Below are 14,560 nucleotides of genomic sequence, written 5' to 3'. Positions count from 1 at the left end.
GCGGCCGGCAGCAGCACGGCGAGCAGCAGGACGAGGACCCGCAGCCAGGTGCGGCTGCGCGGGTGGCGTCCTGCGGTGCTCATGGGAGGTGATCTCCCCACGACACGCGGGATGTTCAGCACGCCGACCGGATAAATCGCCCGTTCGGCGCATATCGCAAGCTCTCGGCGGCGGCCTCGGCTCTTGGCGGCTTACCTCTCGGCGGCCTTCGCCGCCTTGGCCGCCGCCTTCATCTCCTGCTTGTGCGCCCGCACCTTGGCCAGCGACTCCGGGCCGGTGATGTCGGCGACGGACCGGAAGGACTTCGCCTCGCCGTAACTCCCGGCCGCCTCGCGCCACCCGGTGGGGGTGACGCCGAGCTGCTTGCCGAGCAGCGCGAGGAAGATCTGCGCCTTCTGCTTGCCGAAGCCCGGCAGCTCCTCCAGCCGCTTCAGCAGCTCCTTGCCGGTGTCGACGCCCTCCCAGACGGCGCTAGCGTCACCGTCGTAGTGCTCGACGAGGTACTGGCACAGCTGCTGGATGCGCTTGGCCATGGAGCCCGGGTAGCGGTGCACGGCGGGCTTCTCCGACAGCAGCGCGGCGAAGGCCTCCGGGTCCCGCGCGGCGATCTCGTGCGCGTCCAGGTCGTCCGCGCCGAGCCGGTCGGCGATCGTCCGGGGGCCCTTGAACGCCCACTCCATGGGCACTTGCTGGTCGAGCAGCATCCCGACCAGCGCGGCGAGCGGGGAGCGGCCGAGGAGTTCGTCGGCCTCGGGGTCCTGGGCGAGGTGAAGGGTGACGTCCATGCCCCGATCATCCCGCCCGGGGGGTCAGCCCGCCCGCCAGTACCCCAGCGCGTGCGTCCGCTCCTTGGGGGCGCCCAGTTCCTTGCGCACGTACGTCGCCAGCGTCCGCGTCGTACGGGTGTCGCAGGCGATCCAGACGTACGGGTGGGGGGTGGCCCGCAGCAGCTCGGGCAGCTCCGCTTTCACCCGTTCGACCAGGCCGGCCCCCGCGTCCTCCCGGGGCACGCGCCGTATCTCGTGCCGGGCCGGGTCGGCGCGGAAGGGCAGGGCGTCCCCGTCGCCCTCGAACCAGACGGTGGCCGGGGCGGAGCCCAGGGCGTCGAGGAGGGAGTTGATCGCCGGCAGTGAGGCGGGGTCGCCGACGGCGAGGACGTGGGAGGGGGCGGGCGTCGGCCGTTCGAAGCCGGTGCCCTGGACGGTGGCCTCGATGGTGTCGCCGGGCCGCGCCGCCCGCGCCCAGTCGCTGGCCGCCCCCTCGTGCAGGGCGAACTCCAGCGAGAAGGTCCCGGCCGCCGGGTCGGGGTCGACCAGGGTGTAGGCCCGCTGGTGCGGCTTGCCCGCGTTGTCGAACCACAGCCGGACCCACATCGTGGGGTGGATGCCGGTCGCGGCGAGCAGCCCGCCGTCGGTGAGGTGCACCCGGCGGTAGCGCGGGGTGACGTCCTCGGCGCCCGTGACGGTGAGCGTGAAATCCTTCGCCCGCATCAACCTGAGGACCGCGCCCTCCCAGCCCCGCCCCTGCGCCATGTCCTCTTCACCTCTCGCGTACGCCGACTGCTCCGAGTAGTTAGGTGAGGCTAACCTAAAGTGCAGCGGGGTCGCAGGGTGACCACCGAGAACGAGGTCCGACGTCGTCGGCCTCGCCGTGCCCGGCGTCCCCGCCATCGCCCGTCCTGGGCCGGGCCGACGCCTCCGGCCGGCCGGACCGCAGGCGGCGAGCCGCCCGCCCGGGGCACACCGGGGCGGCCTGCCTTCCGGGCTCCCGGCGGGGACCCGACAAGCCTCCGGCCGGGTCGCCCGCCCCGTCCTCCGGCGCTCCGGTCCAGGGCCCCGGTAGCCTTCCCGGGATGACCTCCCACGGCCCGGTGACCCCCGAAGACCTCGTCGCCCACTACGGGCTGGAGCCGATCCCCCGCGAGGGCGGCCTGTTCCGGCGCACCTGGGCCGGGCCCGAGGGGCCGGACGGCCGGCCCGCCGGCTCCGCGATCGTCGTCCTGGTCACCGCGGACGACTACTCGGCCCTGCACCGCCTGCCCACCGACGAGATCTGGCACCACTACCTCGGCGACCCCCTGGAGCTGCTGCTGCTCGCCCCCGACGGCACCTCCCGCACGGCCGTGCTCGGCCCGGACGTGCTCGGCGGCCAGCAGCCCCAGCTCACCGTCCCCGCGCGCACCTGGATGGGCGCGCGGGTGATCGAGGGCGGCGCCTGGACCTTCTTCGGCTGCACCATGGCCCCCGGCTTCACCTACCAGGACTACGAACACGGCGACGCCGCCGACCTCACGGCACGCCACCCGGACCGGGCCGAGCTGATCGCGGAACTCTGCCGCCCGTGACGCTGCTGGCGGGCCAGGTGGCCCTGATCACGGGCGCGAGCGGCGGACTGGGCGGCGGCATCGCGCTGCGGTTCGCCGAGGAGGGCGCGGCGGTGGCGCTGCACTGCCGCACGGGGGCCGAGGCGGCGCGCGACCTCGCCCGCCGTGTCGCCGGGGCCGGCGGCCGGGCGGTCGTGCTGCGGGCCGACCTGACCCGGCCCGAGGAGTGCGCGCGGCTCGTGCGGGAGGCCGCCGAGTGGGGCGGAGGCCGGCTGACGGCCCTGGTCAACACCGCGGGAGTGCAGCCCGTACAGCCCCTGGAGACGATGACGGCCGCCGACTGGCAGACGGTGTTGGACACCAACCTGACCAGCGTCTTCGCCTGCACCCAGGCCGCCGCGGCGGTGATGCGGGGCCAGGCCGGCGGCGGCACGGTGACCCACATCGCCTCGGTGGAGGCCGCCCTGCCCGCGCCCGGCCACGCCCACTACTCCGTCTCCAAGGCGGCCGTCGTGGCACACGCCCGCGCCGCGGCGCAGGAGTACGGCCCCCACGGCATCCGCGTCAACACCGTCTCCCCCGGCCTGATCGAACGCGACGGCCTGGCCGAGGCCTGGCCCGAGGGCGTACGGCGGTGGCGGCAGGCGGTCGCCGTCGGCCGGCTGGGCCGCCCGGAGGACGTCGGCGACGCCTGTGTCTTCCTCGCCTCACCGCTCGCCTCCTGGATCACCGGCCACGACCTGGTGGTGGACGGCGGCGCCACCGCACGCCCGACATGGTGAGCGGGTGAGCAGGACGGGCCCACCGTCCGTACGTATCCGTGAGCACACGAGTCCGAGGTACGGAGCGGTGACGTGAGCGAAGGGTCCGAAGGGTCCTATGGCGGACGGCGTAGCGGTGAGCGGGACGGCACGGCGGGGCGAACCCGCCGACTTCAAGGGCTGGTGCTGCTGGGCACCGTGCTGGTCCTGCTCCTCCTCCCAGGCGCGGGCCAGGCGTCGGCCCACTCCGCCCTCCGCTCCAGCGACCCCGCCGACGGATCCGTCGTCAAGACCGCTCCCGGCGCCATCACCCTGACCTTCACCGAGTCCGTCGGCCTGCTCGACGACTCCTTCCGCATCCTGAGCCCCGACAACGAGCGCCTCGAGACCGGCCCCGCACGCCACGCCGAAGGCCGGGGGGACACCGCCCGGGTCACCCTGCCGAAGAAGCTCGGCACGGGCACCTTCACCGTGGCCTGGCGCGTCGTCTCGGCGGACAGCCACCCGGTCTCCGGCGCCTTCACCTTCTCCATCGGCAAGCCCTCCCCGACGACGGCCGTCCTGACCACGGCCTCCACCGAGGACCCGGCCACCGCCGCCCTGTACAAGATCGGCCGCTATCTCGCGTACGGCGCGGCGGCTCTGCTCATCGGCGCGGCGCTCTTCGTGGCCGTCTGCCGCCCCCCGGACCCCCGCCCGCTGCGCCGGCTGATCCTGACCGGCTGGTGGCTCCTCACCACCTCCACGCTCCTGCTGCTCCTGCTGCGCGCCCCCTACGAAGCGGGTACGGGCCCGGCCCAGGCCTTCGACCTCTCCGCCCTCGGCCGCACCCTCACCAGCCGCCCCGGCATCGCCCTGCTGGCCCGCCTGGCCCTCTGCGCGGCGGCCGCCGTCCTCCTGCTGCTGACGCGCCGCCGGGACGACGAACGCCCCTCCCGCGCGACCGTCGGGGGCGGCACCGCGATCGCCGTCGGCCTGGCCCTGACCTGGGCCGCCGCCGAACACGCGTCGGCCGGCATCCAGGTCCCGGCCGCGATCACCTCCTCGGTCCTGCACCTGCTGGCCATGGCGTCCTGGCTGGGCGGACTCGCGTCCCTGCTCGTCCTGCTGCGCCGGGACGCCCTCCCCGCCGCCGTGGCCGCCCGCTTCTCCCGCCTGGCCACCGCCTCGGTGACGGTCCTCGCGCTCACCGGCGTCTACCAGTCCTGGCGCGGTCTCGGCTCCCTGGACGCCCTCACGACCACCACGTACGGCCGCACCCTGCTCGCCAAGCTGGCGGCGGTGCTCTTCCTGCTGCTGGCGGGCGCGTTCTCCCGGCAGTTCACGGTCGCCCTGGTGAGAGCCCACGCATCCACGACGACGAAGACGGACCAGGAGGCGGACGAGACGGTGAACGCGGAAGCGGAACAGCGGGCGACGGTGACGTCCCGCGTCCCCCAGCCGGTGGGCGGCCCGGCCCCCGCCCCCGCCCCGGAGCCCTCGCCCACCTCCGACGCCCCCACGGCCACCACCCCACCCCTCCCTCTCACCGAGGACGCCCACCGCCGCGCCCTGCGCCGCTCCGTCCTGGTGGAGGTCGTCGTCTCCGTCGTGGTGCTGATGCTCACCACCGTGCTGACGAGCACCCTGCCCGGCCGCGCGGTGGCCGAGGCGGCCGACACCGAACAGTCCACCGGCATCCCCGTCGCCTCGGTGACCTACATCCCCTTCGACCTCAGCACCCCAGACACCCCCGGCGCGGCCGGCAAGGTCCAGGTCACCCTCGACCCGGGCCGCGTCGGCGACAACACGGTCCAAGCGGTCGTCTACGGCCTCGACGGCGGCTTCGTCAGCATCCCCGAGCTGCGCCTGTCCTTCTCCCTCCCCGCCCAGGACATCGGCCCCCTCGCCGTCGAACTCACCGACCGAGGCGGCTACTGGGCCGGCACCGTCAACCTCCCCATCCCCGGCACCTGGGAGATGAAGGCGACCGTGCGGGTCTCGGAGATCGACCAGGTGAGCGAGCGCCAGCCAGTGCGGATCGAACGCTGACCGGACGCGACAGCGCCAGGGCGCACGGCCCGGACGCGGGCTGCCCGGCTCCTACCGGCCGGACAGCAGCCCCGCGCTCACGGCCGCCACGGCGGGCAGCAGCAGGAGGACCGCGGCCTGCACACACCTGTTCTTGGCGCGGGCGATGCGGCTGGTCCCGGTCAGCGCGCGCAGCAGACGGGCCTGCGGGTCGCAGCTGCTGCGCACCAGCCCCGACGGCAGTTCGGCACGCCGCTCCGCCCGGACCACGTCGTCGTAGTACGCCATGACGCGTGAGCTCTGCTTCGCCCGCTGCCCGCGGCGGGGCAGCAGCGCCGCCAGCAGGAACAGCAGCGCCACCGTCGTGGTGAGCGTCGCCGTCGTCCACAGCGGATGCGGCCACCAGGCGCCGGGCGGGCGGCGGACCAGGAGCAGCCCGAGCAGTGACGCCCCGGTGCCGAGCAGGACGGCGGCCTTGCCGTCCGCCCGGCCGATCTCGGCGTGGTTCTGGGCGATCAGTTCCCGCGCCAGCGTCACCACGTCCTCCGGCTCGGCACCACCCGGCGGACGGCGGCCGAAGAGCGGACGAGGGCCGAAGAGCGGACGAGGGCCGAAGAGCGGACGGGGGCCGGAGAGCGGACGGGGGTTCACCGGTGGTCCCCGTACGGGTCCGTCCCGTTCTCCGGCGGGTCGAGGTGATCCATCCGCCGGAGGACCTCCTCGCCCTGCGGGACTCCCACCTCGCTGAGGATGTGCGCCAGGCTGACACCGACGTAGCCGCGGTCCGCCGGTGTCAGCGACTGGAGGGTCGCCGCCAGGGCGCGCTCCCAGTCGTCCTGCTGGGAGAGCAGGTCGCGGTGGGTCACCGTCCAGTCCAGGACGTCCCTCGCCTGGTCCGGATGGTTCAGCAGCCACAGGGCCGCCAGGCCGACGGGCCCGCCCGCGACGACCTCCCGGTAGAAGCGGTACGCCTCACGGTGGGGTTCGCCGAAGCCCGCCGGAAGGGTCGGCCCGGCGTCGGCGCCGGTGGTGGGCAGGAGCCCGGCCGGCGGGTCCAGGAACCAGTACGTCAGCCCGACACCGTCGATCACCCGTGGCCGGCCGGGAGGTTCGACCTCGGCGGTGGCGAAGGGCACCGGCGGCCTGCGCAACGGGTCGGCGGCGCCGGGCAGGGCGGCGTTCGCGCCGATGTGTTCGACCACCAGCTGCCGGGCCTGTTCCTCGCTGATCCCGTGCCGTGCCGCTTCCACCGGGTTCTTGACCTTCCAGGCGACCCGGTAGCGCGCGGGGGACTTCCCGGTGCGCAGCGGAATGTCGACCGGGGTCTGCCGCCGCGCCAGCGAGACCCACACGATGTCGAAGAACTCCCCCTGACGCACCGCGCGCGCCGTCGGCCGTGGATAGCCCCAGTAGTCGCCCTCGCGCGGCGGCACCATGGCGTCGGCTCCGTCGTGCGAGAGGAACACCAGGGCCCGGTCCGCCGGGGGAGCCAGACGCAGACGCAGCAGCTGCCACAGGGGCGAGGACGTCAGCGGCGTGATCAGCGGGTCGGTCATGGGGTGGACCCCTCTCCGGGGAAGGCGCCACGGGCGCGGTGACGGTGGAGGAAGAAGCGCAGGACACCGCGGTGGCCGCGGGCCGTGGCGGCGAGCGCGCCGAGGAAGGACCCGAAGGCGGCCCGGTGCCGCGGGTCCGGGTCGTCCTCGACCAGCGCGAGGCCCGCCGCCGTCGCCTCGTGGAGGGCGGGGTCGTCCAGGGCCGCGACCACGAGGTCCAGGGCCGGCCCGGGATGGTCGTGGAGGAGGTCGGCGAGCCGCACCCGCCGCACCCCCGGCGCGTGCGGGCGGGGGAAGGTCGCCAGGCTCATCGACTCGATGGCGTGCACGGCCAGGGCATGGCGCCGGGTGCCCGGACCGGCCGTCTGCCACCGCAGCAGCCGGTCGAGGACGAGCGGGTGATGCGCGTCCTCGGAGAGGAGGGTGCTGAGCGCGAGGGACACCGCGCTGGTCAGGGAGGCCTCCAGGTCCCCGCCCGGCCCGTCGAGCACGGAGTCCAGGAGGTTCAGCGCGGCGGCGGGCCGGGCCAGACCGTAGCTGCCCGCGCAGGTCTCGGCCACCGTGCAGCGCAGCGGCACCAGGGAGGCACGGCTCCAGCGCTGCAACTGGGCCCGCACCGCGCCGGTGAGCGGCGGGTGCTGGACCATCTCGCCGAGCGCGTAGGCCACCAGACGGCGGTCCCGGCGCCGCTCCGACGCGGCGAACAGGTGCAGTTGGCGCAGGGTGCCCGGGCCGGTCGCGTGGACCAGCACCTTCCCGATCGCCCGGCCCGCCGCCAGCTCGACGCCCGAGTGGTGGGGAGCCTCGTACAGGGCCGTCAACAGGAGGTTCGCCATGCCCTCGTAGTCCAGCCAGAGGCAGCGCAGCAGGGCGTCCGAACGGTGTCTGCTGGTGAAGACGACCGGCTGGACGGGGTAGCGCTGCGCCGCGTCCTGGCGGGGCGGCAGCAGGCGGGCGCCGACGGCCTCCAGCCGTTCCTCGAAGGCCGGCCCGAGCACGTCGCGGCGCGCCGGCGCCTCCGTTGCCGAGGTGCGGTCCGATGTCCCGGCCATGACCGGCGTGCGGCCGCGCTCCTCGATGCGGGGGCGCAGCAGCGCGCAGAACTCCTCGATCACCGTGCGGTCCTGATCGGAGAGCAGTGCGATCGCCGCCATCAGGGCGACACGGTCGGCCTCGTGGCCCGCCTCCGCCAGCGCCCTGCGGGCCGCCGCCGGGCTGCCGGTGTGCAGGGCGGCGAGGACGGACGCGGCGGGCTTCCCCGACACGACGAGGTCCCGCAGCTCCTCCGCGACCTCGACTCCGTCTCCCGGCAACGGGTGGGCGCGCAGGTAGCCGGCGAAGTCGGGTGCGGCGAGGTGCCGCAGCGCCGAGGCGCCCTGCTCCGGGGTGAGGTCACCCGCCGTGATCATGAGACGCAGGCGCTTCGCGGCCACCTCGGCCGACGAGGGCGGGTCGTGGACGACCTGCCAGGGCGTCGTACCGCCGGGAAGCGCCGTCTCCGTCCGGACCGTGACGACCAGATGGGCGCCCGAACGGCGCAGCAACTGGGCCAGCGCGGTGAGCACGACCTCGCCGAGCGAGGCGGCGGCCGTCGGTGACAGCCCTTGGAGGAGATAGCCCCGCCGCTCCGTGGGGCGCCAGCGTGCGAGGTCGTCGGGTGAGTCCAGGCCCGTGACGCCGTCGGCGCCGTGCCGCTCGGCCAGCAGGGCGAACGCCGTGGTGCTCGCGCCGGTGCCGCCGCCGGCCCGCAGCACCAGGACATGGCCGTCCAGGACCTTCCGGCACCGCGCGTAGGCCGGCGGTTCGACGAATCCCCGCAGACGGGCCTGGACGTCGTCGGCCGGGTAGGGGCCCTCGCGAAGGCGGGGCTTGACGACACGGTCGGTGACGGTCTCGTCGAGCGGGGCGCCGATGAACACGTTGGCGTCGCCGCCGATCCCGCCCATGACCGCCAGGCCCTGGTCCAGCCGCTGCCGGTTGTCCCGGAAGGAGTGCTCCGGCGCCGCCCGCCCGCCGGTGTGCGGGTCGTCCGGGTGGTCGCTCACCGGTGGCCCCCGTCACCGGCTCCGCCGACCCGCTTGTCCCCCGACACGTTGTCGCCGCCGCCCCAGTGCTGGTTGGTGCCGTGGTACGTGGTCGTACCGCCGAAGGTGATGTCCCGCCCGACGTTCCCCATCACGGCGGCGCCCTCCCCGACGTGCTGCGTGTTGCCCTGGTGGCCGCCGCCGGGCCGCGGGACCGCCTCCGGCTCCTGGGCCGGGGACTCCTCCCGGGGCCGCACACCGGCCTGGACGAGGTTCCCGGACGGCGACGGAACGTACAGCCAGGCCCGCTGCGCGAAGTCCTTCCCGTCCACGGTGGCCGGCACCTCCACACAGCGGTCGGGGTGCAGCCCGGTGTACCCGCCGAGCACGACGTCCTCGTAGACGCGCTGCGAGACGACCGCGGCCAGATGGGTGACCTCCTCGCTCGCCGCGGCCAGGATCGCCTTGACCGGACGGGAGTCCAGCAGCCGGTGGGTGTCGTTGCGGGCGGTGCCGTTGCCGTCACCGGGACGGCCGGAGTCCGGCAGCGGTCCGACGTGGACGCTGGCCCGCAGCCGGATGCGGGGCCCCACGGACTGCCGGTTGTACGCGCCGAGCAGATCGTCCAGTACCCCCAGGAACGGCCACAGGACGAAGGGCAGCAACGCGGGGTCGAAACCGAACACCACGCCGTCCCCGGTGTTGGCCGGAAACCGCTTGGCGTCCCGCAGCTGGCGCAGCCCGGCCCGCTCCAGCGCCTGGTCGACGAGCTCGGGGATCAACTGGCTCACCGCGGCGTGCTGCACGGCGGGGAGCCCGGTGAAGTCCTTGGCGTCGACGGCGAACAGGGCGCGGTAGGGCGGCAGCGGTCGGCTCTCGACGTGCGGCACGGGAACGGGCGCGGACATGGGCGCTCTCCTCACGGGCGGGGGCTGGTGGAACCTTCGGAAGCCGGTGACCGGCTTCTTCGAGATTCCGCCGTGTCCGTCCGCCGCACCGCACAGCGCAGGGCACTTCGAGGGTGTCCCAGGTCACAGCGCGCGACGTGGGACTCAGGGCGCGGCCGTGGCCCAGTCCCGAAGCGCCCCCATGTCCTTGATGACGACGACCCTGCGGGCCGTCTCGATCGCCCCGGACTGCCGGAGCCGGCGCAGCCCGGCGATCACCGCGTTACGGGTCACCCCCGTGGCCTGGGCGATCTCCTCCTGGCTCAGGCCGGTCAGCCGCACGACCTCCTTCCGCTCACCGGACGCGTCCAGCTCGGCCAGCCGCAGCAGCGCCCGCGCCAGCCGCACGACCAGCGGCAGGGTCAGCAGCTCGGCGCGGTGCGTGTCGGACTCCTGGAGCCGGGACAGGGCCTGACGCATCAACTCCATGACGAGCCCCCGCTGTTCGACGAACCGCCGGAACCGCTCCGCCTCCAGCACGACAGCCGTGCACGGAGTGAGAGCGACCACCTCCGCCGAACGCGGCGTCCCGTTGAACACGGACACCTCCCCCAGCAGATCGCCCGGCCCTCGAAAGGCCAGCCAGGTCACGACCCCGTCCGGCTCGCGCCGCACGACCTTGGCGAGACCACCGGTGAGAGCGAGCAGGTAGGTCCCCGCGGACCCCTGCCTCAGCATCACACCGCGTTCCCGGAACGTCCGGACCGTCCCCTGCTCCCGCAGCTCCCGCCACACCTCGTCCGACAGCACCCGTCACCCTCCACGTCCGCCCAACCATCCCCTGACTCCTACGCCACGCCACCCACACCCATGTCGCACCACGACACCTTGTCCGAGAACAACCGCCGCCCGGGTCGGCATGCGGAGCCACCAACACCCGCTCACACCAGGTCCATCGACACCCGGTCCATCGACATCAGGCGCGCGGCGAAGGGAGAACGGGCGGAGCACCGCCTGGAACCAGAACCGCAACCAGGGGTTCAGTTCACGCTCATGCCCTGCGCCAGGCGTTGAGCAGTTCCTCGGGGCCGTACACCGCCTGGAGGCCGGAACAGCCGACCCCACTGCGGGAGACGGCCACGAGCGGTACCGGCTCGTCGGTGATCGCTGCCCGGTGCTTCTGCAGCGCGGCCAGGTCATGGCTGTCGAACGCGGCCTTCTCCAGCCACTTGACCGAGCCGAGAAAGAGCAACTGCTTGGCCACCGGCTGTCGGTCGGCGCCCACCAAGTCGATTTCGACGTCGTTGCCGCGGGTCCAGTACGCGCCGATCGCCGGGGCCGCGGGCAGGAGCCCGTCCGGCAGGAGGCGGGCGAGGGATTCCCGGACCAGGGGCTCGATCGCGCGGCCACGCCAGCTCGTCCACTGCTCCTTGATCCGGCTCAGGGTGAGATCTCCCCGCATCCGCTCGATCTCCGCCATGTGCGGATCCAGAAACGCGAGCCAGAACCGCAGGTAGGGGTCGGCCACGCGGTAGCGGCGTTCCTTCGACGGCCGCAGTGACAGCGGCAGCTCGGCGGCCACGACCCGCTTCTCGGTCAGGACGTCAGTGGCTCGGGTGAGAGTGGTGTGGGCGATGCCGCCGGCCGCGCGCGCGATGTTGGTGAAGGTTCGCTCCCCGGATCCGATGGCCCGCAGGACCTCCCTGCTCATCGCCTGCGGTGGGAACTCCGCGGCCAGAGAGCGCTCGGCGGAGACGAGCAGCGCCGAGATCGGGTTGTCCAGCGAGTCGCGGAGAAACTCCCAGACATCCGCTCCGGCCCGCCACTCGGCGCAGATCAGGGGGAGACCCCCCGTGATCAGAGCGGCGTCGAACGCGGCGGCCGGCGACAGGCCGAGCATCTCGCCGATGTCGGCAGGGTTCAGCGGTCCCACGATCATTTCCCGGCCCCGCTGGTGGAAGGGGCGGTCGTAGCTGTTCAGCGCCTCCATCATCGACAGATCGGATCCGACCAGGAGAAGGAGCACGGGCTTGCGGCTGAGCAGCCGGTCCCATGCCCGCTGAAGCATGCCCTCGAAGGCGTCGATGCGGTCCATGAGATACGGAACCTCGTCGATGACGACGACGCTGGGGGTGTCGTCGGGCAGGATCTCCGCAAGGAGCCTGAATGCTGCGTTCCACTGAGCGGGGGTCTCCTCCGCGAACAGTCTCCGCCCCGGCAGAGTGGACCTGGCGACGGTGTCGAGCAGCTCCGACAACTCGTCCTCCGCCGTGCCGCCCGCCGCGGTGAAAAAGAGGTACGGCGTCCCGGTCCGCCGGAGGAACTCCTCGACGAGGCTGGACTTGCCCACCCGCCGTCTCCCCCGTATGAGGACGCACTGCCCCGGCTTCGCCGACCCGACGCCATCCTGAACCGCCCGCAGAGCGTCGCCGAGCACGCGCAGCTCCCGGTCCCGCCCGATGAAGCGACGCATTCAGCCTCCCGATTCAGCCCCCGCCGGAGATAGTATCGACAGCGATACTATCTCCATCGATACCATTCGTCCTTCTCTCGCTCGGGCATCGTTCATGTGGATCGGCTGATCGACTGCGCACGGCGTCTTCGGGTCTGGGGGCGCACACGGATTGCGGCGGTACTGCGTCCTGAGCCAGGTGCAGGCCAGCCCGGCAGGATCAGCGGCTGTCTACCTGATGTTGGCACGGGCCATCCAGGACGGCCGTCTCCATGACGCTCGCCACACCGCCGCGACCGTGCTCCTGATCCTCGGCGTCCCGGACGTCGTGATCGACTCGATCATGGGTTGGGCCCGGGGAACGGCTCGGATGCGCGCCCGGTACATGCATGTGACCGGGACCATGCTCCGGAAAGTCGCCCAGCAAGTCGGAGACGCCCTCTGGGTCCCACCCGGAACCGGCGAGCCACTCGGCACCGAAGAAAAATCCAACTGAGACGGAAACTGAGACGGACAAGTCGAAGGGCCCCACCGCGAACGGTGGGGCCCTTCGACATCGTGCCCGGTGAGGCACTGGCGGAGGATACGAGATTCGAACTCGTGAGGGGTTGCCCCCAACACGCTTTCCAAGCGTGCGCCCTAGGCCTCTAGGCGAATCCTCCGCCGGAAACATTACATGACCGAGGGGAGTGCTCGCGAACTCGTTCGCCGCCGCTCGGATCGGGTAACCTGGGCGCAGCCCCTCACGCGGCGCTATCTGACTGAACTCCCCCAGGGCCGGAAGGCAGCAAGGGTAGGTCGGCTCTGGCGGGTGCGTGGGGGGCGCTTGCGTTACCCCCGAGGCATCCGGGAGCGCCTCCGGAGATCCCCCTGATGTGTCCGTCGGTGTGCCCGCCGGGGTGGGCTTGGGCGGGTCCGGTTGTCAGTGGGCGCCTATAACCTCGTATGCGTGTCGTCTCTCGCGCTGTACCGCCGCTATCGCCCGGAGTCGTTCGCCGAGGTCATCGGGCAGGAGCATGTCACCGACCCGCTGCAGCAGGCGCTGCGGAACAACCGGGTCAATCACGCGTACCTGTTCAGCGGGCCGCGAGGCTGTGGCAAGACGACCAGCGCGCGCATCCTGGCGCGGTGCCTGAACTGCGAGAAGGGGCCCACACCGACGCCGTGCGGTGAGTGCGAGTCGTGCCGCGACCTCGCGCGGAACGGGCCCGGTTCCATCGACGTCATCGAGATCGACGCCGCTTCGCACGGCGGTGTGGACGACGCCCGTGACCTGCGGGAAAAGGCCTTCTTCGGGCCGGCCCGCAGCCGCTACAAGATCTACATCATCGACGAGGCCCACATGGTCACGTCGGCCGGTTTCAACGCGCTGCTGAAGGTCGTCGAGGAGCCGCCGGAGCATCTGAAGTTCATCTTCGCGACGACCGAGCCGGAGAAGGTCATCGGGACCATCCGGTCGCGGACCCATCACTATCCGTTCCGGCTCGTGCCGCCGGGGACCCTGCGGGACTACCTCGGTGAGGTGTGCCAGAAGGAGGCCATCCCCGTCGAGGACGGCGTCCTGCCGCTCGTCGTACGCGCCGGCGCCGGCTCCGTGCGTGACTCCATGTCCGTCATGGACCAGCTGCTCGCCGGCGCCACGGACGCGGGTGTGACATACGCCATGGCGACATCCCTCCTCGGCTACACGGACGGCTCACTGCTCGACTCGGTCGTGGAGGCCTTCGCGACCGGTGACGGCGCCGCCGCCTTCGAGGTCGTGGACCGGGTGATCGAGGGGGGCAACGACCCCCGGCGGTTCGTGGCCGACCTGCTGGAGCGGCTGCGGGACCTCGTCATCCTCGCCGCCGTCCCGGACGCGGCCGAGAAGGGCCTCATCGACGCCCCCGTCGACGTCATCGAGCGGATGCAGGCCCAGGCCGGCGTCTTCGGCGCGGCCGAGCTCAGCCGCGCCGCCGACCTGGTCAACGAGGGCCTCACCGAGATGCGCGGCGCCACCTCGCCCCGCCTCCAGCTGGAGCTGATCTGCGCGCGCGTGCTGCTGCCCGCCGCCTATGGCGACGAGCGGTCCGTGATGGCCCGCCTGGACCGCATCGAGCGCGGCGTGAACTTCTCCGCGGGCGCCGCCGCCGGGATGCCCGCGATGGGGTACGTCCCCGGGCCCGAGGCGCACGGAGGCGCCCCCGCCGCGCCACAGGCGGCTGTTCCGCCCGGCGGCGGCCCGGCCGCGGCCCGAGCCGCCGTACGGGGCGGACCCGGTACGGCCCCGGCTCCCACCCCGGCCCCGTCCCCTGCTCCGGCCCAGGCTCCGAGCCCGGCTCAGGCCCCGGCTCCGTCCCCGGCTCCCGCCGTCGCACCTCCTCCCACGCCCGCTGAGCACAGCAGCCCCGCCCCCGGCGCCTGGCCCACCCCCACCGCCGCCGGCAGCGGACGCCGGCCCGGCGGCTGGCCCACGGCCGCACCCGCGGGCGGCGGCGCACGCCCCCAGGCCGCAGCACCCGTCCCTGCCCACGCCCCCACCCCCGCGCCCGCTTCCGCCCCACCCCC

12 protein-coding genes, 1 tRNA gene and 1 other RNA gene are annotated in these 14,560 nt (G+C 73.4%); 5 read left to right on the top strand and 9 right to left on the bottom strand.

All coding sequences use genetic code 11. The features are described from left to right. Positions 1–191: 191 nt before the first annotated feature. Positions 192–785: an HhH-GPD-type base excision DNA repair protein gene (locus ALMP_RS25775; RefSeq protein ID WP_264932262.1), complete on the bottom strand. Its 594-nt coding sequence runs from the start codon at positions 783–785 to the stop codon at positions 192–194. Between the two features lie 24 nt (positions 786–809). Continuing rightward, positions 810–1,532, bottom strand: a complete 723-nt coding sequence (locus ALMP_RS25770; RefSeq protein ID WP_264932260.1) for a siderophore-interacting protein — start codon at positions 1,530–1,532, stop codon at positions 810–812. Between the two features lie 320 nt (positions 1,533–1,852). Here ALMP_RS25770 and ALMP_RS25765 point away from each other — a divergent pair, with 320 nt between their 5' ends. The 3 genes from ALMP_RS25765 (at position 1,853) to ALMP_RS25755 (ending at position 5,115) form a co-directional block, all read left to right on the top strand. After that, positions 1,853–2,344 (top strand): cupin domain-containing protein, encoded by a 492-nt coding sequence (locus ALMP_RS25765; RefSeq protein WP_264932258.1) that lies wholly within the window; start codon positions 1,853–1,855, stop codon positions 2,342–2,344. Continuing rightward, positions 2,332–3,105 carry an SDR family NAD(P)-dependent oxidoreductase gene (locus ALMP_RS25760; protein ID WP_264932891.1) on the top strand — a complete coding sequence of 258 codons (774 nt, stop codon included), beginning with the start codon at positions 2,332–2,334 and terminating at the stop codon, positions 3,103–3,105. The genes ALMP_RS25765 and ALMP_RS25760 overlap by 13 nt, the downstream gene beginning before the upstream one ends. A gap of 162 nt (positions 3,106–3,267) precedes the next feature. Continuing rightward, complete coding sequence (locus ALMP_RS25755; protein WP_264932889.1) at positions 3,268–5,115, top strand: copper resistance CopC/CopD family protein; 1,848 nt, start codon at positions 3,268–3,270, stop codon at positions 5,113–5,115. 51 nt (positions 5,116–5,166) lie between these two features. Here the strand turns inward: ALMP_RS25755 and ALMP_RS25750 are convergent, their stop codons facing one another. The 7 genes from ALMP_RS25750 to ALMP_RS25715 all read right to left on the bottom strand — a co-directional run bounded on the left by ALMP_RS25750 (position 5,167) and on the right by ALMP_RS25715 (position 12,675). Further along, positions 5,167–5,745: a Pycsar system effector family protein gene (locus ALMP_RS25750; protein ID WP_264932255.1), complete on the bottom strand. Its 579-nt coding sequence runs from the start codon at positions 5,743–5,745 to the stop codon at positions 5,167–5,169. Next, positions 5,742–6,650, bottom strand: coding sequence for a hypothetical protein (locus tag ALMP_RS25745; RefSeq protein ID WP_264932252.1), 909 nt, complete (start codon positions 6,648–6,650; stop codon positions 5,742–5,744). Before ALMP_RS25745 ends, ALMP_RS25750 begins: the two co-directional genes overlap by 4 nt. Beyond that, positions 6,647–8,695: a hypothetical protein gene (locus tag ALMP_RS25740; RefSeq protein ID WP_264932250.1), complete on the bottom strand. Its 2,049-nt coding sequence runs from the start codon at positions 8,693–8,695 to the stop codon at positions 6,647–6,649. The genes ALMP_RS25745 and ALMP_RS25740 overlap by 4 nt, the downstream gene beginning before the upstream one ends. Then, complete coding sequence (locus ALMP_RS25735; RefSeq protein WP_264932248.1) at positions 8,692–9,582, bottom strand: hypothetical protein; 891 nt, start codon at positions 9,580–9,582, stop codon at positions 8,692–8,694. Before ALMP_RS25735 ends, ALMP_RS25740 begins: the two co-directional genes overlap by 4 nt. A 144-nt stretch (positions 9,583–9,726) precedes the next feature. Further along, positions 9,727–10,371 carry a Crp/Fnr family transcriptional regulator gene (locus tag ALMP_RS25730; protein ID WP_264932246.1) on the bottom strand — a complete coding sequence of 215 codons (645 nt, stop codon included), beginning with the start codon at positions 10,369–10,371 and terminating at the stop codon, positions 9,727–9,729. Between the two features lie 241 nt (positions 10,372–10,612). Next, a complete protein-coding gene (locus tag ALMP_RS25725) occupies positions 10,613–12,034 on the bottom strand; it encodes an ATP-binding protein (RefSeq protein WP_264932244.1) in 1,422 nt (473 codons plus the stop codon). 553 nt (positions 12,035–12,587) lie between these two features. Next, positions 12,588–12,675 (bottom strand) — tRNA-Ser (locus ALMP_RS25715). Positions 12,676–12,747: 72 nt separating this feature from the next. On the opposite strand from ALMP_RS25715, the gene ffs reads away from it, so the two are divergent. Both ffs and ALMP_RS25705 read left to right on the top strand, forming a co-directional pair. After that, positions 12,748–12,846, top strand: an RNA gene (gene ffs, locus ALMP_RS25710) — signal recognition particle sRNA small type. Positions 12,847–12,962: 116 nt separating this feature from the next. Further along, positions 12,963–14,560 (top strand): DNA polymerase III subunit gamma and tau (locus tag ALMP_RS25705; RefSeq protein ID WP_264932242.1); only part of this gene is annotated, 1,598 nt, incomplete at its 3' end.

The organism is Streptomyces sp. A012304, assembly GCF_026008495.1.
Classification (GTDB): Bacteria; Actinomycetota; Actinomycetes; order Streptomycetales; family Streptomycetaceae; genus Streptomyces.
This window is presented reverse-complemented; position numbering and strand designations above follow the sequence as displayed.

What these genes read in the sequence shown, in the direction of transcription:
- ALMP_RS25775 (WP_264932262.1), bottom strand. Translation starts at nt 785, where the DNA reads ATGGACGTCACCCTTCACCTCGCCCAGGACCCCGAGGCCGACGAACTC.
- ALMP_RS25770 (WP_264932260.1), bottom strand. Translation starts at nt 1,532, where the DNA reads ATGGCGCAGGGGCGGGGCTGGGAGGGCGCGGTCCTCAGGTTGATGCGG.
- ALMP_RS25765 (WP_264932258.1), top strand. Translation starts at nt 1,853, where the DNA reads ATGACCTCCCACGGCCCGGTGACCCCCGAAGACCTCGTCGCCCACTAC.
- ALMP_RS25745 (WP_264932252.1), bottom strand. Translation starts at nt 6,650, where the DNA reads ATGACCGACCCGCTGATCACGCCGCTGACGTCCTCGCCCCTGTGGCAG.
- ALMP_RS25735 (WP_264932248.1), bottom strand. Translation starts at nt 9,582, where the DNA reads ATGTCCGCGCCCGTTCCCGTGCCGCACGTCGAGAGCCGACCGCTGCCG.
- ALMP_RS25725 (WP_264932244.1), bottom strand. Translation starts at nt 12,034, where the DNA reads ATGCGTCGCTTCATCGGGCGGGACCGGGAGCTGCGCGTGCTCGGCGAC.